This window comes from Actinomycetota bacterium (assembly GCA_018334075.1).
Classification (GTDB): Bacteria; Actinomycetota; Coriobacteriia; order Anaerosomatales; family UBA912; genus JAGXSC01.
Map to the genome: position 1 here is coordinate 1 of JAGXSC010000032.1, position 24,016 is coordinate 24,016.

Annotated in this window: 22 protein-coding genes; 2 read left to right on the top strand and 20 right to left on the bottom strand. The window is 59.0% G+C overall.

Annotated elements, in window-relative coordinates; translation table 11 throughout:
• The 19 genes from KGZ89_04190 to KGZ89_04280 form a co-directional block, all read right to left on the bottom strand.
• A partial coding sequence (locus KGZ89_04190; GenBank protein ID MBS3974047.1) for an ABC transporter permease occupies positions 1-541 on the bottom strand: 541 nt, incomplete at its 3' end.
• A 17-nt stretch (positions 542-558) separates the two neighbouring features.
• The gene (locus tag KGZ89_04195) at positions 559-2,181 is read right to left on the bottom strand and encodes an ABC transporter substrate-binding protein (protein MBS3974048.1); all 1,623 of its coding nucleotides are present in this window, start codon (positions 2,179-2,181) and stop codon (positions 559-561) included.
• 120 nt (positions 2,182-2,301) lie between these two features.
• Positions 2,302-2,643, bottom strand: a complete 342-nt coding sequence (hisE, locus tag KGZ89_04200) for a phosphoribosyl-ATP diphosphatase (GenBank protein ID MBS3974049.1) — start codon at positions 2,641-2,643, stop codon at positions 2,302-2,304.
• Positions 2,604-2,960 (bottom strand): phosphoribosyl-AMP cyclohydrolase, encoded by a 357-nt coding sequence (hisI, locus tag KGZ89_04205; protein ID MBS3974050.1) that lies wholly within the window; start codon positions 2,958-2,960, stop codon positions 2,604-2,606. Before hisI ends, hisE begins: the two co-directional genes overlap by 40 nt.
• Positions 2,947-3,741, bottom strand: a complete 795-nt coding sequence (hisF, locus tag KGZ89_04210; protein ID MBS3974051.1) for an imidazole glycerol phosphate synthase subunit HisF — start codon at positions 3,739-3,741, stop codon at positions 2,947-2,949. Before hisF ends, hisI begins: the two co-directional genes overlap by 14 nt.
• 7 nt (positions 3,742-3,748) lie before the next feature.
• On the bottom strand, positions 3,749-4,480 hold the full coding sequence (hisA, locus tag KGZ89_04215; GenBank protein MBS3974052.1) for a 1-(5-phosphoribosyl)-5-[(5-phosphoribosylamino)methylideneamino]imidazole-4-carboxamide isomerase: 732 nt from the start codon (positions 4,478-4,480) through the stop codon (positions 3,749-3,751).
• Positions 4,477-5,097 (bottom strand): imidazole glycerol phosphate synthase subunit HisH, encoded by a 621-nt coding sequence (hisH, locus tag KGZ89_04220; protein MBS3974053.1) that lies wholly within the window; start codon positions 5,095-5,097, stop codon positions 4,477-4,479. The genes hisA and hisH overlap by 4 nt, the downstream gene beginning before the upstream one ends.
• Positions 5,094-5,678, bottom strand: a complete 585-nt coding sequence (hisB, locus tag KGZ89_04225) for an imidazoleglycerol-phosphate dehydratase HisB (GenBank protein ID MBS3974054.1) — start codon at positions 5,676-5,678, stop codon at positions 5,094-5,096. Before hisB ends, hisH begins: the two co-directional genes overlap by 4 nt.
• An 8-nt stretch (positions 5,679-5,686) precedes the next feature.
• A complete protein-coding gene (gene hisC / locus KGZ89_04230) occupies positions 5,687-6,820 on the bottom strand; it encodes a histidinol-phosphate transaminase (protein ID MBS3974055.1) in 1,134 nt (377 codons plus the stop codon).
• On the bottom strand, positions 6,820-8,160 hold the full coding sequence (hisD, locus tag KGZ89_04235; GenBank protein ID MBS3974056.1) for a histidinol dehydrogenase: 1,341 nt from the start codon (positions 8,158-8,160) through the stop codon (positions 6,820-6,822). Before hisD ends, hisC begins: the two co-directional genes overlap by 1 nt.
• A 46-nt stretch (positions 8,161-8,206) precedes the next feature.
• Positions 8,207-8,890: an ATP phosphoribosyltransferase gene (locus KGZ89_04240; protein ID MBS3974057.1), complete on the bottom strand. Its 684-nt coding sequence runs from the start codon at positions 8,888-8,890 to the stop codon at positions 8,207-8,209.
• Complete coding sequence (gene hisZ, locus KGZ89_04245) at positions 8,887-10,152, bottom strand: ATP phosphoribosyltransferase regulatory subunit (GenBank protein ID MBS3974058.1); 1,266 nt, start codon at positions 10,150-10,152, stop codon at positions 8,887-8,889. The genes KGZ89_04240 and hisZ overlap by 4 nt, the downstream gene beginning before the upstream one ends.
• Before the next feature lie 30 nt (positions 10,153-10,182).
• The gene (gene dnaE, locus KGZ89_04250; protein ID MBS3974059.1) at positions 10,183-13,620 is read right to left on the bottom strand and encodes a DNA polymerase III subunit alpha; all 3,438 of its coding nucleotides are present in this window, start codon (positions 13,618-13,620) and stop codon (positions 10,183-10,185) included.
• A 140-nt stretch (positions 13,621-13,760) separates the two neighbouring features.
• The gene (locus KGZ89_04255; protein MBS3974060.1) at positions 13,761-14,510 is read right to left on the bottom strand and encodes a fumarylacetoacetate hydrolase family protein; all 750 of its coding nucleotides are present in this window, start codon (positions 14,508-14,510) and stop codon (positions 13,761-13,763) included.
• A 71-nt stretch (positions 14,511-14,581) separates the two neighbouring features.
• Complete coding sequence (cimA, locus tag KGZ89_04260; GenBank protein MBS3974061.1) at positions 14,582-16,174, bottom strand: citramalate synthase; 1,593 nt, start codon at positions 16,172-16,174, stop codon at positions 14,582-14,584.
• A gap of 35 nt (positions 16,175-16,209) precedes the next feature.
• Positions 16,210-17,124, bottom strand: coding sequence for a branched-chain amino acid transaminase (locus KGZ89_04265; protein MBS3974062.1), 915 nt, complete (start codon positions 17,122-17,124; stop codon positions 16,210-16,212).
• Positions 17,125-17,208: 84 nt separating this feature from the next.
• The gene (gene leuB / locus KGZ89_04270) at positions 17,209-18,345 is read right to left on the bottom strand and encodes a 3-isopropylmalate dehydrogenase (GenBank protein ID MBS3974063.1); all 1,137 of its coding nucleotides are present in this window, start codon (positions 18,343-18,345) and stop codon (positions 17,209-17,211) included.
• 71 nt (positions 18,346-18,416) lie between these two features.
• Entirely contained in the window at positions 18,417-19,547 is a 1,131-nt protein-coding gene (locus tag KGZ89_04275; GenBank protein MBS3974064.1) for a glycosyltransferase family 4 protein, read from the bottom strand.
• Positions 19,544-20,353, bottom strand: a complete 810-nt coding sequence (locus KGZ89_04280) for a glycosyltransferase (protein MBS3974065.1) — start codon at positions 20,351-20,353, stop codon at positions 19,544-19,546. The genes KGZ89_04275 and KGZ89_04280 overlap by 4 nt, the downstream gene beginning before the upstream one ends.
• 118 nt (positions 20,354-20,471) lie before the next feature.
• Between KGZ89_04280 and KGZ89_04285 the strand changes: the two genes are divergently transcribed.
• Both KGZ89_04285 and KGZ89_04290 read left to right on the top strand, forming a co-directional pair.
• A complete protein-coding gene (locus tag KGZ89_04285) occupies positions 20,472-21,596 on the top strand; it encodes a glycosyltransferase (protein ID MBS3974066.1) in 1,125 nt (374 codons plus the stop codon).
• Between the two features lie 49 nt (positions 21,597-21,645).
• Positions 21,646-23,463 carry a polysaccharide biosynthesis protein gene (locus KGZ89_04290; GenBank protein ID MBS3974067.1) on the top strand — a complete coding sequence of 606 codons (1,818 nt, stop codon included), beginning with the start codon at positions 21,646-21,648 and terminating at the stop codon, positions 23,461-23,463.
• Here KGZ89_04290 and leuD read toward each other — a convergent pair.
• Positions 23,456-23,953, bottom strand: coding sequence for a 3-isopropylmalate dehydratase small subunit (gene leuD, locus KGZ89_04295; GenBank protein MBS3974068.1), 498 nt, complete (start codon positions 23,951-23,953; stop codon positions 23,456-23,458). The two genes, KGZ89_04290 and leuD, sit on opposite strands and share 8 nt — an antisense overlap.
• Between the last annotated feature and the right edge of the window lie 63 nt (positions 23,954-24,016).

A 24,016-nucleotide genomic window follows, 5' to 3' on the forward strand; every position in this document is an offset into this window, starting at 1 on the left:
CGGCAAGAACGCCTACGGGCGACGCGAGCCCCATCGGCAGGAGGCCGAGCCACACGGCGAAAACCATCAGCAGCAGCAGGCCGAGCCAGAACGCCGGGGTCGAAGCGAGCGTGAGACAGTACCACTTGATGGCCCGGTCGGTCAGCGTACCGCGGAACCGTGCCGCGATGACTCCGAGCGCGAATCCGAACACCCCCGAGAGCGTCCACGCAGTCCCCATGAGAGCGAGTGACGCCGCAAAGCGCTCGACGATGACGGTCGAGACCGGCTGCCTGTGGATCATCGAGGTTCCGAGGTCACCCTGAGCAAGCGATACGGTCCAAAGCAAAAATCGCTCACCTGGCGGCTTGTCGAGTCCCCATCTCTCGGCGATCTCGGCGCGCTGCTCGGGGCTCACCAGCATCATATCGGCGCCCACATACGCCTGTACCGGGTCTATAGGTGAAACATGCATAAGCCAAAACGAGAGAGCACACACCGCAATAAGCAGTGTGGCCAGACGAAACACCTTGCTCGCGAGGTAGGTCAAGACGGCGATCATGCGTGTACCCCAGCCAGTCACTCCCAACGCCAGTCGGTGATGTTGGCCGTGATCGGCCAGCCATGCCCGTGGGGCTGGATGCGGCTCGGACCAATGTCGAGACCGTCCGCTACGAAAAAGCAGTGGTCAAGGTTGACAAGCCAGCACCATGGGGCGTCGGCACTCCCTGAGATGCCCGTCACGCCGTCCCACTGCGCCTTGCGCCACAGTTCAAGCGCCTCTTCCTCATCAATCGCGGCGAGCGCCTGGTCCATGTAAGCGTCTACGACAGGGTTTCGGTAGAAGCCCGGGTTCCACCACTCCCGGCCGGCAAGCGCGCCGTGATGCAAGTTATACATTTCGGTGGGATCGTGACTCCCCCACCCGAAGAGCACGGCGTTCGAGTGCATCGCCATGCGGATCTCATCCCAGCTCTTGCCAACGGGTATCATCTCGATGCCGATCTGCCGAACCTGATCGGCGACCGCAAGCGCGAGAGACTGACGAGTGAGGTCATCGGCCGGGTAGATAAGGTTGAAGCGAGCGGACAGGCCGTCCTTCTCGCGGACGCCATCGGCTCCCTCGATCCATTTCGCTTCGTCGAGCAGCGCCTCGGCAGCAGCGGGATCACCGTCATCGAACACCACATCCGGGCTCGACCACGGCAGTCCGTCCGAAACCGAAAACGCCGGAGATCCAAAGCCCTCGAGCACACCCTCGACGAGCACTTCACGGTCGACTGCAAGGTTGATAGCGCGCCGGATGGCGAGGTCGTACGTGACATTGTTGCCGATCGGCGCGCCTTCGCTCGTGGTCTTGCCATTGTCCGGGAGAGCCGGAAACATGATACCGCGGTTGTCGACGCTCGGCACAGCGACCAGCCTCATGCCGGCGATGTCCTGACCCGCGAAAGACGCGGGCACCGCCGCGACGTCGAGTTCGCCCGCTCTTGCCGCCGCCAGGGTAGCGTCCTCGCCCATGAACACAAATGTGACACGCTTGATTTCGGCGGCCCCGCCGTGGTAGTCCTCGTAAGCTTCGACGATCAGCTGTTGCCCCTGGTTCCATTCGACGAATCGATACGGACCGGATCCCAAAGGCGATCGCGCGTACTCGGGTCCGTAGGCGTGCCGAGGCACTATGCCAAGTGAGATCAGTTGCACCACAAAGGTCGAACGCGGTTCGCTGAGCATAAACACGACGGTCGTATCATCGATCGCCCGCGCAGATTCCATGACACCGAGATCTACGACAGAGCCGCTCTCTTTCGCGGTGTTGAACGTGAACGCCACATCATGCGCGGTGAGAGGCTCGCCGTCATGAAAACGCACGTCATCGCGAATGGTAACCGTCCAAGTCAGACCATCATCGCTCACCTTGTATCCCGTGGCGAGGTCATTGACGATCTCAAGGTCGTCGTTATGCGCGAGCAGCGTGCTTTGGAAGAGCGGACTTCCATACCGTCCCCAGCCGGTAACAGGGTCGAAGCCCTCCTCGGGTTCGCCGCTAAGCGACACTACGATCTCGTCGCGCGGTCGCTCGTCCGACGCTGTGGGCGCTGATGGCGAGTCGGCACGAGCGCAACCGGAAGCAAGTACCGCGAGTACAAGGCCGAGGACGGCGATAACCGCCGAAACGCTAGAACGCGGATTCCCGGGCATGCTGGGCCCCCTTCTCTGTCCTTGGCGCGATGCGGTACAGAAGTTCACCGCATAGGCCTAGCGTGTTACGAATCCGCATTTTGTCACACCGGCTACGCTAAGTCAAGGGGTGCGTGCTCCTTATCCTCGGCGGCGACTAATGAGCTCCTCGGCGATATCGTCGAATGTAAGCCCATACCGCACTATGGTCACAGTCAGATGATAGAAGAGATCGGCGATCTCATATCTCAACTGCTCAACGTCTGCGGCCTTGGCCGCTATAACCACTTCGGTGGCTTCTTCGCCGATCTTTTTTAGCAGCCGATCTTCGGACTCCGACAACAACGCGGCCGTATAACTGCTCGTCGGCGAAGCGTCTTTTCGCTCCTCGAGCACGAGATAGAGTTTGTCGAGAACCTCGCCTATGTTTTCCGGTGATCGCGTCACTTCTCTGATCCTTTCACCAGCGAGCGGTAGAAGCATGTCCGCTGGCCCGTATGACATGCGCCTCCCCGTTGGTCAACCATCACGAGAAGACAGTCCGCGTCGCAATCATACCGAACGTCTTTGACTTCCTGAACGCATCCGGACGACTCCCCCTTCATCCAATATTTTTGCCGGCTCCTGCTCCAAAACCACGTCCTTTTGGTCTCCATGGTTTTCTCCAGCGACTCACGGTTCATATACGCCACCATCAGGACCTCGAGCGTGTCATACTGCTGAACAACCGCAGGTATCAGGCCCGCTTCATCGAAGCTCAGCTCTTCCGGCCCTAAATTATCCCTTTCACGATCGCTCATCGGGCTCCTTCCAATGTCGCCGAACGCGAACGCCGGCCGCCGCCATGTGCTTTTTCACTTGCTCAATCGTAAAGTGTCCCGAGTGAAATGTCCCGGCCGCCAAGACCGCATCGGCGCCGGCCTCAATCACCACCTCGGCGAAATGGTCGAGCTCGCCGGCTCCACCGCTTGCGATCACCGGAATGTTGACCGCCGAGGAAACCGCCCGCGTGAGCTCGATGTCGTATCCGTCTTTCGTGCCATCACGATCCATGCTCGTCAGAAGCACTTCTCCCGCGCCGCGCTGTTCGGCTGCCTTGACCCACTCAAGCACGTCAAGCCCTGTATCGACGCGTCCCCCTGACACAAACACACTCCATCGCGATGGTGCCGAGCCGGGCACCTTCCGCGCGTCAACCGCAAGGACGATGCATTGGGAACCAAAGACGCCCGCCGCTTGGTTGATCAGATCCGGATCGTTTACCGCGGCGGAATTGATCGAGACCTTGTCGCACCCCGCCGAAAGCATCGCCCGTATGTCACCCGGGTTTCGGATTCCCCCTCCAACAGTGTACGGGATAAATACTTCCTCGGCTGTTCTGCTTGCGACCTCGAGCATATAGGGGCGCTCCTCGTGAGTTGCAGTAATATCGAGAAACACCAGCTCATCAGCGCCTTCCCGGTCATAGAATGCCGCGAGCTCGACCGGGTCTCCGATGTCGCGCAGATTGACGAAGTTGACGCCCTTGACGACTCGCCCCTCGTGCACGTCCAGACACGGAATCACCCTCACTGACAACACTGGGTAATCACATCTCCGAGGCGCTGCGCCCGGTGGCTATGGCCTGCCGCAGGGTGAAGACACCCTCGTAGAGGGCGGAGCCGATTATGACGCCTTCGATCTGGGGGCCGATGGAAGCCAGATCCCGGATGTCATCGAGCCCGGCAACACCGCCGCTCGCTATCACCGGCAGCTCTACTCTGTCCACCAGTGCGCGATATGCTCCGTAGTTAACCCCCGCTCTCGTGCCATCGCGGGTAATGTCGGTGTAAGCGACGCGCCTGACTCCAAGAAGCTCGAGCTCGTTTATCAGCTCGAGAACCCCGCGTTCCGTGCCCTGCTTCCAGCCCTCGATGGCGACGCGGCCATCGCGCGCATCGATACCGGCGACTATGCCTGGGTATTTGGCGCACGCCACACTGACCAGTTCGGGGTCGCTGACCAGCGCGGTACCAAGCACAACCCTGGAGGCACCGATTCCAAACATGTGATCGATCACATCCAGAGAGCGAATGCCTCCGCCCACCTGGACGGACACATTCACGGATTTGACTATCGTCGCAACTATGTCGGCGTTTTTCGGCTTGCCGAGGACCGCTCCGTCCAAGTCCACGACGTGGATCCAATCGGCACCCTGCTCGGCCCATTTCCGCGCTTGATCGACCGGGTCGTCGTTGTAGACCTTCACCGCGTCCAAGCAGCCCTGATAGAGACGGACGGCCTTTCCATCCAGAATGTCGATCGCTGGAAATATCTTCACGCTTTGACCTCCCGCACGATATCGCCAAAGTTACCCAAAAGCCTAAGTCCCGTCTCCGACGACTTTTCCGGATGAAACTGCACAGCATATGCACTCCGGCCAAATTGAACCGCCGATGCAAAAGCGACTCCATGCTCGGTGCTCCCGATGATACAGGAAGTGTCATCGGGAATCAGCCGGTAACTATGGACAAAGTAAAACTCCGAGTCTTGCACGATCCCGTCGAAAAGCTCGCTGTCCGTAAATCGCACGGTGTTCCAGCCGATGTGAGGCACCTTCACGCCTTCAGGAAGCCGGTCGCACCTGCCGGCTACGACGCCAAGCCCTGCCCACTGCCCGTCTTCGTAGCCGACATCAGCCAGCATCTGCATCCCAAGGCAGATGCCGAGAAAGGGCGTGCCCTCGGCGATCTTGCGCAGCAGCACGTCTTTGATTCCGAAGCTCTCCAGGTTCGATATCGCGTCGCGAAAAGCGCCGACTCCCGGTAGCACGACTCCGTCAGCTTCGGCGATCTTGTCCGCGTCGCCAGTGACAAGCACATCGAGGGTGCCAGCTCGCATCAGACCCTTCTGGACACTTCGCAGATTGCCCATGCCGTAGTCGACAACGGCTATCATAGAGCGCCTTTGGTCGAAGGTACTCCCGTCACGCGGCTGTCGAGCGACACCGCCTCGCTAAGCGCCCGGGCTGTCGCCTTGACGCACGCTTCGATGATGTGATGGCTGTTCTCGCCCGAAAGCGACCGGACGTGCAGCGTCACCCCCGCATTGGTCGCGAATGCGACAAGGAACTCTTTGGCAAGCGTCGTGTCGAACGTTCCGATAAACTCGATCGGAAGCTCAACCTCCCAGTAAAGTCCGCCGCGCCCCGAGATATCTATCGCGGCAAGTGCCAGCGCCTCGTCCATAGGGACAAGCGCCGAGCCAAACCTCCTTATGCCTGACTTATCACCCAAAGCCTGAGCTACCGCCTGGCCTAAGACGATTCCGACATCCTCGACTGTGTGGTGAGCGTCAACCTCCAGATCACCGGAGGCTTGAACGTCAATATCCAGAAGAGCGTGCCGACCAAGGGCGTCGAGCATGTGATCGAAGAATGGCACCCCTGTGCTGACAGATGTCGTACCGGAGCCATCCAGGTCAACGGTGATCGAAACCGACGTCTCTTTCGTTTCCCGGGAAATCGTGGAGTGGCGCATCATCGTCACTAACCTGCTTCCTCTCTGGCGTCATGCGCGGCAACCGCACCATTTGTAATGATTTCCGATTCCCGCCTGGCCTGCAATACATCGCGCATCGCCTTCAGAAACGCGGTGTTGTCCTCGGCGGATCCGATCGTGACTCTCAGGCAGTCCTCCAGGCCCTCGGCGCGGGATAAGTCCCTGATCAGGACGGAGTGCGTGTGCAGCAGATCGCGCCAGAGCGCGGTGGCATGCTCGACCCTGAAGAGCACAAAGTTCGCCTCACTCGGGAACACCCTTACCTCTTTGAACTCAGACAGGCCGGAGATGATCCTGTCTCTCTCTCTCATTATCTCGCGAATCGCACTCTCAAAAACGACCCTTTCGCGAAAGGTCTTGAGCGCAACCCACTGCGAGAAGGAGTTTACCGAGTACGGCTGGCGCACCTTTCTTATCTCCCGCAAAACATCTTCATGGCCGAGCAGATACCCGACTCGCATGCCGGCGATCGAGAAAGCCTTGGAAAACGTCCTCAGGATGACCAGGTTGCGGTGCCTTTCCATGTGAGGGCGCATGGTGTGCCGCGAGAACTCGAAGTAGGCCTCGTCGACGAGCACGAGCGCGTCAGAGGCGTTGAGCACGTCGATGAGCGGGGTCTCAGTGCAGAGGTTGCCGGTAGGATTGTTCGGGTTGGCGATCATCACAACATCGACATCCCCTTGGCTCAGACGACCGAGTAGCGCATCGGCGTCGACGCAGAAGTTGTCATCGCGAGGGATGCGCACGATGTTTGTCCCCGTGATGTGCGCATTGATCGAGTACATCGCAAAGGTGGGCGGAAGATCGATAAGCGTGCGACCCGGTCCGCCCCAGGCGAGCAAAATATCGAGTATCAGCTCGTCTCCGCCGTTGCCGATGAGCACATTATCCGGATCCAGGCCGTTAGCCTCGGCGATCAGTGCTCTGAGCTCCGTTGCCACAGGATCGGGATAGCGATTGAACTGGAACCGCGATATCCGCCGAGAAAACCACTCCAGGATTTCTGAGGGGAGGTTGGCCGGATGCTCGTTGTTGGATAACACGACGTCGGCCTTGATGTTTTTCGGGTCGTAAGGAACCAGGTTCTCAAGGCCCGGTCTTGGGCCGCGTATGCTCTTCACTAAGCCTCACTCCCGCCACGCCGATGCAAGGCTCGCGAGCCGCTTCCGTCAGCATCTTCGCCAGCCTCAAGGCGCATCGCCACAGCCTCTCCATGAGCCCAAAGGCCTTCCCTTGCGGCCAACACCATGGCGTTGGGTCCGTCTGCCTGAAGCGCATCGAAAGAGTACGCGAGCACTGAGGACTTCTTGACGAAGTCGTCTACGGAAAGCGGGCTTGAAAACCGGGCCGTGCCGCTGGTCGGCAAGACGTGATTCGGCCCCGCCGTGTAATCTCCAATCGACTCCGGCGTCCAGGGTCCAACGAATATCGCCCCTGCATTACGAACCCTGCCAAAGATTTCAAAGGGCTCCAACATCTGAATCTCCAGGTGCTCGGGAGCTATCGAGTCGACAGCCGCAAGCGCCGTATCCAGATCGGGACATGTCACAACCAGACCATTGTCGATCAAGGATTGCCGAGTAATCTCGCTTCTCGGAGAGTTTGGCAGCAGATCTTCCAGCGCTTCCTCTACCCTTGCCGGCAGATTGCGATCCGTTGTGACCAGGTACGTGCAAGCCTTCGGGTCGTGCTCTGCTTGCGCCATGAGATCGATCGCGACAAAGCCGGGGTTTGCCGAGGCATCCGCGAGCACCAGTATCTCGGAGGGTCCGGCCAGCATATCGATACCGCACTCGCCGAGCACAAGTTTCTTTGCGGCTGTGACATAGGCATTCCCGGGTCCTACGATCTTGTCAACCCGAGGAATCGAATCTGTTCCGTAAGCCAGCGCCGCTATCGCCTGGGCGCCGCCGATCTTGTATATCTCGGTAACCCCGGCTTCCGCCGCAGCGGCAAGCGTGTAGGGATTTATGCTTCCGCTCGCATCCGGAGGAGCGACCATCACGATCTCTTCGACACCCGCCACAATAGCGGGAATCACTCCCATCAAGACACTCGATGGATAGCGGGCGCGACCGCCGGGAACATAGACGCCGACACGCCTCAAGGGAGTGACCTTTTGCCCGAGGAACACGCCGCCGGAAGTCGTAAACCACGATTGCGCGACCTGCCGAAGATGAAACTCCTCGATGGCAGCGGCGGCCATCGCAAGGGCGCTCAGGAACTCATCGTCCACGCAGGCCAGCGCGGCCTCGATCTCCTCTTGCGAGACGCGAAAACCTGAAAGCTCAACGCCATCGAAGCGCCGCGTGTACTCCCTCAAGGCCTCGTCGCCACGCTTGGAGACCGCATCGACGATCTCTGCCGCGACCGCTACCACCGAAGGGTCGATGCCTCCTGAGCGACGCAACTGCTTTTCGGTTAAAAACTCCCCTGCTTCCAGCTCAATACGGCGCAGCATCTTGTCGACGACCCTTCCGCTAGGCACTCACGCCAAAAAGTACGAATCATTGTAGCGGCTTGACGCTCAATCCGCTTATCACTTCCGCCATCGCTTCCGATCGCGTACACAGACTTCCCGGGTTGGCAATAAGCCTTGCCGAGGAACGCATCACCTCGTCGACGATCACAAGATCGTTCTCTCTCAGGGTGGTGCCCGTCTGCGTGATATCCACGATCTGATCGGCGATGCCGATGAGCGGCGCGATCTCGATGTTGCCGCTTAGCTTCACGATCTCGATCTGTACACCGCGACTCGCGAAGTGTCTCTCGGCGATGCGAGGATACTTTGTGGCCACCCTGATCACTCCGAGATGCGCGTACGCCTCTTCGACACTTTCGCGCTTGTTCTCGGGCTCGGCTACCACCATCCGGCACTCTCCGAACTCCAGATCGACGATCTCGGCGACGTCCAAGTCAAGCTCGGCGAGCACGTCCTTGCCGGCTATACCGAGGTCAGCGGCACCGCTCGCCACATAGACCGGAATATCACTGGGTTTGCCGATTATGAACTCGAAACGACCGGTAGCGATAACCAGCTGGCGGCCGGATTCCTTGATCACCCGCGGGTCGACTCCTATCGAGGCCAGCGCCTCGAGGGTTCCTCCTGCCAGAGCGCCTTTGGGAATCGCGAATTTCAATCGCTCCGCTCGTTCGGATCCTGCGGCTTGCGTGCTTCTCTTCACCATCATGTGACTTTGCCTCCGGTACTGGCAGGTCGTTGCGAAAAAAGCGACTGCCCGATATCGAAGGGCTCCTGCGGACTGCCCTTTTCGTCAAGGCGATAGAGGCCTTCGCCGGTTGCCAGCAGCACTTGTTTGGCGCCGAAAGCAGCCGCCTCGGCCACGAGCTCCTCACCTGCCCGCAGACTCTGACGCACCCGCATTCCGCTTTCGCGAAGTTGGCGCGCAGCCGCAAACGCATGGCTCGCTTCTCCTCCAAGCACCGCATCGACATCCTCGGCTTGCGGAAGTCTATCCTGCTGCGACAGGGCGATGTGAACGCGCTCGATCCCCACCGCAAAGCCGGCGGCCGGCATGGGCGAGTCGAACTCCGACATTAAAGAGTCGTAGCGACCTCCTCCGCCTATAGCCACGCCCAACTGCGGCGCGAACACCTCGAGTACCATCCCTGTGTAGTAGCCAAACGAGCGCATCGTCCCGAAGTCTATCGACACAGCGTCATCGACGCCGGCCGCCTCCAGCAGCTCCCATGTAGCCTCAAGCGATTCGAGCGCATCGCTCACCCCGTCGCAAAACCCGGCGACCTCACGAGCGCTCTTTAGCGAGCGCCGGTCTCCGCGGATACGCGGCAGGGTCACAAGCGCCGTTCGAACCTGCGCACTCACGTCCTGTGCACCGGCAAGCGCATCGATCGCTACAAGATTCCTGCTCTGAGCCGCGCCGAGAACCGCTTGTCGCCAAGGCTCGTCCTTACCCGAGACCCTGATGAGAGCCTCTAGGGCCTCCACGGTACCGACCCTTACGATGAAGCCGGAAAGCCCCGTCGCACGCAGCGCCTCGACCAAAACAGCGATGATCTCGGCGTCTCCTGCGGGAGTTTTGCCGCCGATAAGCTCCAACCCGACCTGAGTGAACTGACGCGGCTGCCCGCGCAGCGAAGCGTGCTCCCGAAACACATCGGAGTGATAGCACAGCCTGTGAGGGGCCAGCTTATCTCGTAATCTGGTAGCCGCGAGTCTCGCGATCGGTACCGTCATCTCAGGCCGAAGGGCCAAAAGCTGTCCATCGGCGTCGAAAAACGGAAACGCGGTTCCCTCAAGCGACTTGCCTACTCCCGCCTGGAGCACAGCGTACTCCTCGGCGACAGGGGTCTCGACGGCTCCGTAACCCCACGCTGACATTACGTCGAGCATCGCTTGCGCTATATGTGTGCGCTCGCGAGCCTCTCGCGGCAGCACATCCCTAAATCCTCTTGGAATCGCAGGTCTCATAAGCTCTCTTCCATCTTCTCGGCGATGCGGTCAGCGCACGGGACGGACACACGAGCCGCCAAAGAGCTCGATAAGTCCGGCATGCAACCCGTTGGCGAACCTATCCACGCCGCCACACGCAAAAACCTTCACTGAACCGCTACCCTGCAGGTGAAACTCGAGAGTGTCAACCCCCGGGTATCTTTCCACCAGGTCTTTGACGTGCTCGAAGCGTCCATCGGCGATTGCACTGTGGCTGGTCTCAACGACGATCTTTCCGGGAAGAGAAGCCGGGGCATTGACGTCGATGGGTTTCGCCTCAAAGCCGATGAGCTTTCGACCCCGATCATCCTCCTCAACTTTGGCCTTGATGCAGACGATTGCGTCCTCGACTACCAGATCCCGATATTTCTCATACATCTGAGGGAAGAAGAGCGTCTCGACAGCGCCGCCGAGGTCCTCCAGCGTGACTATCGCCATCATCGAGCCCTTTTTCGTAGGCCTTCTGTCGATTGATGTAAGAACTCCGGCAAACCAGCCGAAGGTGCCAACCTGAAGCTCATCTATGTCCGAGACCGAATGATCCGCAACCTTCGAGAGATTGCCAGCCAAAGAACGCAAAGGGTGATCGGTGACGTATATCCCGAGCATCTCCTTCTCGAAGGCGAGCTTCATCTTCTGACTCCACTCCTGCCCATTTGGCGCAGGAATCTCTTCCGTATGGCTATCATCGAGCTCGCAAAACAGATCGAACATTGAGACCTGGCCGCTCTCACGGTCGCGCTGGCGCCGACTCGCGCGCTCCACACACTCATCGACAAGCGACATCAATTGCTTGCGCGGATAGCCTGTCGAATCGAAAGCGCCGGCTTTAACCAGCGCTTCCAGAGTCTTTCTGTTGACCTTGCCCAGATCTACCCGGTCGCAAAAATCGTGCAGCGACGCAAACGCTCCGCCTTCAAGTCGTGCCTCAACGATCTTGTCGACCACCCCCTCACCCACACCGCGAATTCCGGCAAGTCCAAACCGAATTCCGCTCGATGTCGCCGTGAAGTCCCTTAGCGAGGAGTTCACATCCGGCGGCAAAACATTCAGGCCAGCCCTGTTGCACTCGGCAACGTACTTGACGATGCTCTCGGTTTTTCCCTGATAGCTGGTGAGCACCGCAGCCATATACTCCGCGGGATAATGAGCCTTGAGATAGGCGGTCTGCAAGGTTATCAGCCCGTACGCGGCGGAGTGGGACTTGTTGAAAGCGTACTCGGCGAACGGCTCGATATCGTTCCACATCCGCTCGGCCAAAGCGGGGTCGTAACCATTGGCGGCCGCCCCGTCTACCCAGTCACTTTTTAGCTGCGCCAAAACTTCCGGCTGTTTTTTGCCCATGACCTTGCGAAGTTTGTCCGCTTTCGCCGCCGAGAAGCCACACATCTCCATCGAGATGCGCATCACCTGCTCCTGATAGACCACGGTACCGTAGGTCTCCTCGAGCACCGGTTTTAGCCGATCGTCGTAGTATGTAATCTGTCTGCGGCCGTGCTTGCGCTCAACGAAGTCGTCCACCATCCCTGAGCCCAAAGGCCCCGGGCGATAGAGCGCCAATATGGCAACAACATCACCGAATGTCTCGGGCTTCATCTTTTTGAGCAACTGCCGCATCCCCGCTGACTCAACCTGAAAGACGCCCATGGTGTCTCCTCGGCGTAGCAGCTCGAATGTAGCCTTGTCATCGAACGGGATATCGTCGATCTGAATGCTCACGCCATGATTGGCCTTGATGTTGTTTACCGCTCCGGCGATAACGGTGAGTGTGCGAAGGCCGAGAAAGTCCATTTTGAGCAAACCGAGTTTGGCGACTGTCGGGCCGTCCCACTGGGTGATAACGGCTCCACCTTTCGTGTCGTACTTCACGGGGACGTGTTCCGAGACCGGATCTGGGCATATCACAACACCGGCGGCGTGTACGCCTTCGCCGCGCACTTTCCCTTCGAGAGCGCAAGCCGCGTCTAAAATCCGCTTGGTGTCCAAGTTGCTGGCATAGTCTTCCCTGAGCTCAGGGTTCTGGAGTAGCGACGACCCTATCGTCGCCTTCAGGTCATCGACTATCATTTTCGAGACTCGATCGGGAACTCCATATGGATAACCCAAAACTCTTCCGGCATCACGAACGGCGGCTCGCGCTTTCATCGTGCCGAATGTAATGATCTGCGCGACCTTGTCCTCCCCGTATCTCTCTTTGACGTAATCGATAACCTCCCCTCGGCGCTCATCATCAAAATCGATGTCGATATCTGGCATCTCGAGTCGTTCGGGATTCAAAAAACGCTCGAAGAGCAGTCCATTTTCTATCGGATTTAGGCTCGTGATACCCAGCGACCAGGCGATGATCGAGCCTGCAGCTGACCCTCGCCCTGGACCTACGCCGATGCCTTTTCCCTTGGCCCAGCGAACAAAGTCGGCAACTATGAGAAAGTAGGGAGCGAATCCGCTTTCTCTGATTACATTTAGCTCCATCTCTAATCTCGCCATGGCGTCTTCTGGCACAGTCGAACCATAGCGACCCTCAAGCCCCCGTATGCACTCGCTCCTCAGGTGCTCATCTTGGGTCACTCTGGCAGGGACAGGAAAGATGGGGAGTCGTATCTTATCGAACTCGAGGTTGACGGAGCACTTCTTCGCGATTTCGAGTGTGTTCGCCACCGCCTCAGGATAAGCCGACATCAACTGGCTCATCTCGGCGGCGGACTTCATGTAAAACTCATCGTTTGAAAACTTCATTCTGTTCGCGTCATCAAGCGTTGTTCCCGTGCCGATGCAAAGCAGCATGTCTTGTGTGGTGGCGTCTTCGCGAGACAGGTAGTGCACATCGTTCGTGGCCACAAGAGGAATTCCGAGCTCACGTCCTAGATCAGCTATCCCCGCGCACAGATTTTCCTGGGTCACTCCATTATCAGCGGTGATTCCCTGGTCCTGTATCTCCAGGTAAAAATCGCCGTCGTCAAAGATCCCCGCATACTTGATCGCCCACTCCCGGGCTGTTTCCACCATCCCGAGCTCAAGGGATTTGGAGATGACTCCACTCATGCATGCACTAGTGCCGATAAGACCGCCGGAGTGCTTGCGCAAAAGCTCGATGTCAACTTGAGGTTTATAGTAAAAGCCCTCTACAGCAGCCGCGCTCACGAGAGCTTTTATGTTGCGAAAACCTTCGTCGTTTTTCGCCAGCAGCAACAGGTGGTAAAGATCGGGCTTCTTGCTTCTATCAAGACGAGAGCCTAGCGTGAAGTAAACCTCGCACCCGATGATCGGCTTTACTCCTCCTTCAGATGCCCTGCGGAAAAACTCGACAGCGCCATACAAATAACCGTGATCGGTCAGCGCCAAAGCGGGCATCTCGCATTCACGAGCCTTATCTACAAGCTTATCGAGTGGAGCCGCACCATCGAGAAGTGAATAAACCGAGTGTGTATGAAGATGGACAAACGACACAAGCTTTCACCCATTCGCCAAATCGCGGAAAACACGTAAATCACACAACATATCGTAGTGAGAATACCACTCGATGCCGACATCTGGGGCCTGTACTCGGCAAAAAATCTATGGTTTATGACGGACGGCCGATAAACGCGTCAAACGACAGTGTTTACGAGAGAGCCGATGCCCTCGATCTTTACCTCGACGGTGTCTCCCGGCGAAATTGGGCCTATCCCGGCAGGCGTTCCTGTCAAGACGACGTCACCTGGAACCAGTGTCATAACCTGGCTGATGAATGATACGAGCGTGTAGACGTCGAAAATCATCTCGCTAGTGCGAGCCTCCTGCCTCACTTGGCCGTTGACGATACTCTGGATCAGCAAATCTTCAGGATCCACGTCGGTCTCCACCCACGGGCCTAAGGGGCAAAACCCGTCAAACCCCTTCGCGCGGGTCCACTGCCCGTCGCGCTTCTGAATATCCCTGGCGGTCACGTCGTTGGCACAGGTGTATCCAAGGATGTTTTGACTGGCCTCGGCGGGGGTGACATTGTGGGTCCTGCGGCCGATGACCACACCAAGTTCCGCCTCGTAGTCGACACGACCGACCCCGGCAGGAATTGCAATTGTGCCTCCGGGGCCGTTTATCGACGTGGGGGGCTTGAGGAAGATAACGGGCTCTTCAGGCAGCGGCTGGCCGAGCTCGGCGGCGTGGCCTCGATAGTTCAGGCCGACACAGACTATCTTGGTCGGCACTACCGGAGTCAAAAGTGATGCCTCGCTGAGCATCAGAGTCGCCTCGGGCTCCCAGGCCGCGAATGGGTTATCGGAGATGAGCGTGACGCAGTGGTCATCAGCCAGCCCATAACGAAAGTCGCTGTCCCTCAAAACCCGCACGACGCGCATCTTGCGCCTCCGGATATCCGATATGCCACACCCCTGATGGCTATATTCGATGGAGGCCATGTAATTCCTTTTCAGGTCACACTTTCGTCGCCGGAATGAGGGTGCTCGCCTGGAGGATGGATAAGTCCGTACTCGACCGAGTCGACGAGCGCTTCCCATGAGGCCTCGATAATGTTCTCGCTGACCCCGACGGTGCCCCAGCTCTTCCCGCCGTCGCTCGTCTCGATAAGAACCCGGGTGACAGCCCCGGTACCCTTTTTCTCATCAAGGACACGAACCTTGAAATCGGTCAGCTCAAAGTCCTCGAGGCGCGGATAGAAGCGGCCAATTGCCATGCGCAAGGCGTTATCAAGAGCATTGACAGGCCCGTTGCCCTCGGCGGTGGCGATATATCTGTGACCACCGATGTGAATCTTGATTGTAGCCTCGGTGGCAACCTTGCCGTCCTCGCGTTTGTCCATGATGCACCGGAACGTTTCTAGGCGGAAAAGCGGCTCGTGCGTGCCGAGCTTCTTGCGCAGCAGTATCTCAAGCGAGCCGTCCGCTGTCTCAAAGCTGTATCCTTTGTGCTCAAGGTGCTTGATGCTGTCAAGCGCCGAGGAAACAACCTCTTGATCGCCCGTAAGATCGATCCCCATCTCGCGGGCCTTCATGGTAAGCGAGGCCCTGCCCGCAAGTTCACTGACCACCACCCTGGCGAGGTTACCCACAGCCGCCGGATCGATGTGCTCGTATGCCTCGGGGAGTTTCGCGGCCGCGCTCGCATGAACGCCGCCTTTGTGTGCGAACGCCGAGGAGCCCACGTACGGCTGGTGCGGGTATGGCGACAGGTTGGCTGTCTCGGAGATGAAGTGGCTGACCTCGGTGATCAGCTTGAGTTGATCGGGAGTGATGCACTCCTTGCCCATCTTCAAGACGAGCGACGGGATTATCGTAAGCAGATCGGCGTTTCCGGCTCGTTCGCCGTACCCGTTGGCGGTCCCCTGCACGTGGGTCGCGCCCGCCTCGACCGCGATCAGCGAGTTGGCAATCGCACAGCCCGTATCGTTGTGCGCGTGAATGCCTAGTGGCGCATCCAGCATCAATGAGACCGCGGTCACCGCCGAGAGAACCTGATGCGGCATCGTGCCGCCGTTCGTGTCACACAAGACAATGGCGTCCGCGCCGGCCGCCTGCGCGGCTTGACACACCTCAATGGCGTATCCTGCGTTTCGGGCATACCCGTCGAAGAAGTGCTCGGCGTCGAAAAACACCTGCCTGCCTTGCGCTTTGAGAAACGCGACACTGTCATGCACCATGCGGATATTTTCGGCCAGGGTTGTGCCCAGGGCCTCAGTCACATGAAGGTCCCATGCCTTACCGAAGATGCACAAAGTGGCGCAATCTGTCTCGAGCAAGGCCTGAAGCCCGGGATCCGAGTCCGCCGAGAGACCCTTTCTGCATGTCGAGCCGAACGCGGTGATGACGGCGTTCTCGAACTTGACGTCACGAACCCGCCGGAAAAACTCGGCGTCCTTGGGATTCGAACCGGGATAGCCGCCCTCAATGTAATGGATGCCCAGGTCATCGAGGCGCAAGGCGATTCGCACCTTGTCCTCGGCGGAGAGGGAGAGTCCCTCTCTTTGCGTGCCGTCCCGCAATGTGGTGTCGTATAGGGTAATCATCGTCGCATCGCCCCTAAGCTATCGGCTGTGCTTCGCTACACATGCTCCAACCAGGCCGCATAAGCCGGCTCCTTGCCTTGCACGACCCTGAAGAAGTAATCCTGCAGGCCGAGGGTAACGGGTCCGGGCTCTCCGATCCTACGGCCGTCGACCGAGTGAACGGGCACGACTTCGGCCGCCGAGCCGGTCATGAACATCTCATCGGCGGTGTAGAGGTCTGTGCGGACAAGCGAACTCTCCCTGACCTCGTGGCCCAGATTGCGAGCGATCGTCATTATGCTATCGCGAGTGATGCCCTCGAGGATGCCGTCGGAGACGGGAGGAGTATGGATAACTCCCTTCTTGACGATGAAGAGATTCTCGCCGGTGCCTTCACACACTTTCCCCTCCTCGTTGAGCAAGACCGCCTCGGCGTACCCGTGTCTGTTCGCCTCGATCCTGGCGAGCGAGGAGTTGATGTACTGTCCGGTGGCCTTTATCGCCGGAGGAGTCGAATTGATGCCGCGCTGACGCCAACTCGACACACCGACGGCCACGCCATGAAGAAGCGCTTCTTCGCCGAGGTAGGTCTCCCAGGGCCAGGCCGCGATGGCCATGCTGACGGGAGCCGGCAAAGGATCCAGTCCCATCACCCCATATCCCCGGAACACGAGCGGGCGAACATAGCATGAGCGCAAGCCGTTGACGCGGATAACATCTTTGACCGCCTCGACCATCTCTTCGACCGTATGGTCGATATCCATGAGCAGCATCGCGGCGCTGCTCTCCAGACGCTCCATATGTTCGGTCAGGCGAAACACCGCCGGGCCCGAAGCGGTCTCGTAGCAGCGAATGCCCTCAAAAACCCCGGAGCCATAGTGGAGTGCGTGCGTCAGGACATGGACATTAGCCTTGTCCCAATCGACCAGCTCGCCGTCCATCCAGATCTTGTCGACTTTTGTCAGCGCCATTCTCAAGCACCCCTTTTTGCTTCCAGGCCTTCAGTGGCGTATTAGTGTACTGCAAGAACACGCCAAATGCGTACCTTCAGGCACCTAACTTCCGAGATACGCGGCGGTCACAAGGTCGCCCATCTCTTCGGTGCCAATTACCTTGGCGGCTGGCGTGCCGCTATCAGCGATATCCCGTGTGCGCCAACCCTCGTCAAGGACGCGCTCGATCGCGGCGGAAAGGGCATCGGCGGACGCGTGCATACCAAAGGAGTGACGCAGCATCAGCTCGACTGAGAGCAGCATCGCGAGCGGGTTCGCGATCTTTTCTCCGGCGATATCGGGCGCACTGCCGTGACCGGGCTCGTACAGCGCTGATGTGTCGCCGAGAGACGCGCTCGCGAGCATCCCGAGCGATCCGGTCAGCATCGAAGCCTCGTCTGAGAGGATGTCGCCGAACATGTTCTCGGTTACGATGACATCGAACTGCGCCGGCCACTTGATAAGCTGCATCGCCGTGTTGTCAACCAACTGGTCGTGCAAGGTTACATCTGGAAACTCCTCGGCGTGTACGCGATGGACGACCTCGCGCCACATGCGGCTCGATTCGAGCACATTTGCCTTGTCCACCGAATGGACGCAGCCGCGCCTATCGCGTGCTGATCGAAACGCCACGCGGGCTATGCGCTCGACTTCGAACTCATGGTACTCCATCGTGTCGTACGCCCGCTGACCAGGCCCGCCGTCGCTCGCGGCACCCTGAACGCCTCTCTCGCGCGCCCGCTTCCCGAAGTACAGCCCGCCGGTAAGCTCACGCACGATCAGCATGTCGACTCCTTGAAGCACCTCGTCTTTGAGGGTCGAGGCGCTTTTCAGGGCGGAAAACAGCTTGACGGGACGCAAGTTGGCGTACAGGCCAAGTTCCTTGCGTATGCCGAGAAGCCCCTGCTCCGGCCGGGGCTTGTCCGGATCTGTCGTATCCCACTTTGGGCCGCCTATAGCGGCTAGGAGCACCGCATCCGCCTCTTTCGCGGCTTCGAGAGTTTCATCGGGCAAAGGCACGCCCGTCTCATCGATGGCGATGCCGCCGAGAAGCGCCTCGGCGATCTCGAACCGCACGTTTTCGCGGGTTTCCGTGGCGCGCAGGACCTTCAGCGCCTCAACGGTGATCTCAGGACCGATACCATCTCCAGGCAACAGGCAAATGCGGTGGGTGGTCACAACAAAACCTCCTCGACAGATAAAGCGACGCTCGGCAAGTAAAACGACGTATGTGTGGTATGCGAAAAGTGTATCTTACCGGATTAGTATCGCTATAGCTTGCGCATGAACTCCAAGAGCCTTGCGGCCAGACCGTCCCACGCCCACTTTCGCGTGGCATGCTCGCGGCACTCGTTGGACATGCGCAGGTAAGACTCGTCGTCCATCGAGTAGGCTTGTTCGATAGCCGAGGCAAGCGCGGCCGGGTCGCCGGCGGGAAAGAGCAGTCCCGTGATCCCGTTTTCGACCTGCTCGACAATGCCTCCTGTAGCGGAGGCGATCGCTGGTACCCCGAAGGCGGAAGAGAGCGGAACGATCCCCGACTGGGTCGCGGAAGTGTAGGGTAGAACCACGAACCTCGCCTGCGCGACCAGCTCAGGGATCTCTTCGGGCTCGAGCCACCGGTTGATCACCCGCACATCGCGGTGAGCCACTTCACGCAGCAACGCGGACTCCTCGGCGGAAAAGGCGCCGTCGCCCGCGATCACAAGACGGATGGAGGGGTCGATCTTCGCGTCGCGAAACGCACGAAGCAGCACGCCGATGCCCTTGTAGGGCCTGATGCGACCGATGAAGAGCAGGTCTCGGCGGGAATCGGTGTTCTGCGCTGCGCTTGACTGCGGCAGATCGTCGAAAACTCCAAGCGGAATTACCGTAACTGCGTCCGGATCCAGTTGGCGGCGGGCGATAAATCCTTCGCGCTGCGTTTCGTTGAGAAGGACATACCCGTGGACGCGTATGCGGTTTACGGAGTCGAGCAGCCTGAAGAGCAGCGAGTCCTCGCCTTCGTGCAACTGCGGATCGTGGACGGTCAGCACGATCCTGGCTCGGCGCGGCAATACCATGTCGAGCACCGGCTTGAACGCGTGTCCGCCGGGGTAGTAGATGATATCGGGCTCGAACTCGCGGGCAAAACGCCAGATGCGAGCGAAGCGCGGAAGATCCAGGAACGACAGCAGCATCCCCGGAATGCTGGCAAACGTGGGGACCTTGAGCCTGGGGACGTCGAGCGCCTCCCACTTCCGGCGATTTTCCGCCGAGGCGGAGTACACCGCCGCGACCTCACAGTGAGCCGCAAGCGCTTTGGTCATCATCCAGCCGTACTCGGTGACACCACCAAATCTGCCCAGCGTCACGACGAGCACACGTAATGGCCGCTTCGCGGTAGTGCTAGTGCCGGTCATGAGCCTTTCCTTCTTGCCGAGGAGAAGCGTCTCAGCACGCCAAACACCGCGACAGCTGTAAGTGATTTCACCATGACGAGCCATTGGAAAACCGGATGCGCGCCGTGCGCCACTCGGATCTCCCGATACTCGGTCGCGGTTGCCAGGCAAAGCGTAGAGCTCACACCGCCAAGCCGAAACTCCGAGAGTATCTCCGGAATGAGCAACTCCTCGGCGCCGCGCTCGACAAGCCGCAGGTAGGCTTCGTAATCAGAAGCGATGCGCCAGGAGAGATCGAAGCCGCCTATGGCCACAAGTGCTTCCCGGGCGACATATATTGACTGATGCCTGGATGGCGCCCTCTTGGGTATGCCGCTGCCACGAAAAGATCGCGCGGGCTCCTCCCAGGCACTACCATGCCCGAAAACCCTGGTCGCGCCGCAGATGATCTGCGGGTGGCCGTGTTTTTCGGCTGCGGTCGCCACAACCGCCAGCGCGTCCGGCGTCATCCTGTCATCGGCGCCGAGATAAACCACGTAATCCCCGCGTGCCAGGGCAAGCCCCTTGTTCATCGCGTCGTAGATGCCGTTGTCCTTCTCGCAAACCAGGCGAAACAGCTCGGGGCGTCGCTTCTGGTAGCCGTCTATCACCGCAAGAGTCCCATCGGTGGATCCACCGTCGATTACAACGAGCTCAAACGAGGGATAATCCTGCTCGATGACGGATCCAAGCGCCTCTCCGATGTATTTCTCGGCGTTCAGGCAAACAATGACCACCGAAAAGCGCACCGGCGTTTTATCGAAACACTCCTTTGCAAGCTCGCTCATCGCTTGAGTATCGCATATGCTAAGCGCTGATGTACCATCGTCGTTACACCCTTTCACTATCCATGCGCGTCGAGGAGTACCGATAAGAACGAAGTCTATAGCAAAAGCGGCACTGTTCGTGACAACCGTGCCGGTCACGGTGGAGGCTTTTTTGCTGCCGTTTGCCAAGCACTTCAGGTCCTTGGGCTGGCGAATCGATGTGCTCACCAAATCAGCTACTCAGCGTCCCGGTATCGCTGCTTCCTTCGACACCCTCTATGACATCACGTGGAGCCGCAATCCGCTTGCGCTCGCTGACCACTTCGACACTTGGAATCGAGTCCGCCGAATCGTGGTGGAAGGCGGCTACCAGGTGGTGCACGCGCACACCCCTATCGCGGCTTTTATCACTCGCTTCGCGCTGCGGTCCATAGATCCGGAAAACAGGCCGGTGATCATTTACACGGCACACGGGTTCCATTTCTACAAGGGACAGCCGCTTCTCGGCCACACAGCCTTCAAGGCGCTTGAGGCCACCGCCGCACCATGGACTGACTATCTCGTGACAATCAACGAAGAGGACTACGCCTCGGCGAAGCTCTTCAAGGGTATTAGCCAGGAAAAAATTCGCCTGATTCCGGGAATCGGAGTCGACACCGAAATCTTCTCGCAAAGTGCCGTGCCGGTCGGTGAAGCGGAGCGGATCCGCCGAGAGCTGAATGTGGACTCAGACGCTTTCCTGATTGCGATGGTCGCCGAGTTTTCGCCGGTCAAGCGACATGAGCACCTGTTGCGAGCACTGGCAATGACGCGCGATAGCCGGATTGTCACCGTCTTTGCCGGAAGTGGCGACCTCGAACCGCGTTTGCGGCAGCTGGCAGAGGAGCTCGGAGTGGCCAGTCGTGTGCGATGGGCCGGGTTTCGAAACGACATCCCCGCACTTCTCGCGGCGAGCGACGTGCTGACGCTAGTTTCCGAGAGAGAGGGCCTGCCGCGCTCGATTCTGGAAGCGATGTCGATGGGCGTTCCTGTCATCGGGACGCAAACGCGAGGCATCACTGATGCCGTGGGCGACACAGGCTGGATCGTCGCCAAGCACGACGTGGAGGCATTAGCCAGCGCGATAGACGCTGTGGCCGCCGACCGCTCCGAAGTGCGCCGTAAAGGAGCGCTCGCGCAGCACAGGGCCCGTGAGGAGTTCGCGATCGCGGATGTTTTGTCCGCATACGAAGCGCTCTACGCCGAGGCGCTCAAGCCCGCTTAGCAGCAAGCGCCGTGGCGCGAAGAGAGCAGCGCTATGATAGGATACGCGCATGAATCGGACATTCAGATGGACACTTCTGGCGCTAGACGCCGCGCTTATCGCCCTTATGACCCTGCTTGCCTATTACGCCCGGTTCGAAGGGGCGGTTCCTACATTTTTTGAACGCTGGATGCCCGCCCTGACTGTTGTAAGCGCCCCCACATACCTTTTGCTCTTCGCACTTTTTGGTCTTTACCGATTGGTCTTTCGCTACGTCGGCATCGACGTTTTGTTGCGCCTTGTAGCGGCTGTAGGGCTCGGCCTTGCCTTGCTTACCGGCGCCAACATGCTCATGCCGCTCGAGCAGGATATGCGTCCCATTCCGATGGGCGTACTTTTCATCCAGGCCGTTCTCGTGTTTGTCACAACCGCAGGAGTACGCCTGGGGCTTCGAATCGTGCTGCATCTCCACTCCTTGCGGCAGCAGGACAAAGAGCGAGTGCTGATCGTGGGCGCGGGAAGCGCCGGCCACCTGCTCTTGCGAGAGATAAAAGCGCGACCTGATCTCGGAATGAGTGTGGCAGGCTTTCTCGACGACGACCCGTCCCTTCTCGGCCGCACTATTGACGGGACGCCTGTGCTCGGAAGCACGAAAGAACTGGCGACCGCGGTTTCATCGCACCGCGCAGAAGAAGTAATCGTCGCCATGCCTTCGGCTCCAAAAGAAACCGTGCGTCGAATATTGAACGCCGCGGCCGATGCAGGCGTTAAAGCGCGCGTCATGCCTTCGCTTTTCGCCTCCAAAGGATCGGTCGGCCTGGATGATCTGCAAAACGTCGATGTCGAAGATCTTCTCGGCCGGGAACCGACACCGATAGATGTCGACAAGATCCGGGATACCGTGACCGGCAAGATCGTGGCGGTAACCGGGGCAGCCGGCACGATCGGCTCGGAGCTGTGCCGTCAACTAGCTTTGCTGTCGCCCGAAAAACTCATCTTGATCGACATCGACGAAACGCGGCTCTACGAACTGTTTCTCCAGACTGAACACTCGCATCCGGGACTTGCGCGGATAGCCATATGTGACATCAAGGAGCAACGAGGACTCGATGCTGTGCTCGGCCGATACAAGCCCGCGATCGTTCTTCACTCCGCGGCATACAAGCACGTGCCGATGATGGAACTGGCGCCGGCTGAAGCCATCAAAACCAACGTGGCCGGCACCCGAAACGTCATAGCCGCCTGCGAGCAGCACGGGGTAAAGCGCCTGGTGCTCATCTCGACAGACAAGGCGGTCGCCCCGGTCAACATGATGGGCATGTCGAAGGCTATCGCCGAGCTCATCGCCCTTCAAGCCGCAAAACGCCAGACCCTTGAGATCATGATCGTGCGTTTTGGAAACGTTCTTGCCAGCCGAGGTTCTGTGATCCCCATATTCAAGGAACAGCTACGCCGCGGCGGGCCGCTCACGGTGACGCACGAAGATGTCACCCGTTATTTCATGACCGCTGCCGAGGCGGCGCGTCTCACCCTGCAGGCACAAGCGATCGGGGCATCCGGCGACACCCTCATGCTTGAGATGGGCGAGCCCATGCGGATATCCGATCTCGCCAAAAGGATGATCGCCCTCTCTGGAGCCACTGCCGAAATTGTGTTCACCGGCTTGCGACCGGGCGAGAAGCTACACGAAGCCTTGGTGGGAGAGAGAGAATCCCTAGTCGCAACCGGCGTTAAAGGCATCCTGAAAGTCGAAAAATCCAAGCCGCAAGGTCGCGGACTTTCCGAGAAGATCGACGAACTCATCGCTGCGGGCGAGGCGAACGACTTACAGCGCATCGCCGCGATCATCGACGCGATCGACCCAGGCTACCGAGAGCGAGCTACCTAGCGCTGATTTTGTCCTTGACCATCTCGATCAAGCCGCCCTTTTCGATAATATCTTTGATGAAGGGAGGAAACGGCTGCGCGCGATAGGTCTTGCCGGTTGTGACGTTGATGATAACTCCGGCATCAGCATCAACCCGAACCTCGTCCCCGTCGGAGATGCCTTCGACCGCCTCGGCGGACTCCATTATCGGAAGACCGGTATTGATCGCGTTGCGGTAGAAGATTCTCGCGAAGGATTTTGCTATGACCACACTAATTCCGGCGGCCTTTATTGAAATCGGCGCGTGTTCACGGCTTGAGCCGCACCCAAAGTTCTCCTCGGCGACCAAAATATCGCCAAACTCAATCTTGTTGACGAACTCGGGATCGAGGTCCTCCATGCAATGCTTAGCGAGCTCCTCGGGGACGCTCGTATTGAGATAGCGGGCCGGGATAATCACGTCTGTGTCGACGTCGCGGCCGTACTTGTGCGCTGTTCCCTGAAACTTCATTTGACTCCCTCTCCACACATACACGTTTTTGGAATTTTTGACTCCCTCTCCACACATACACGT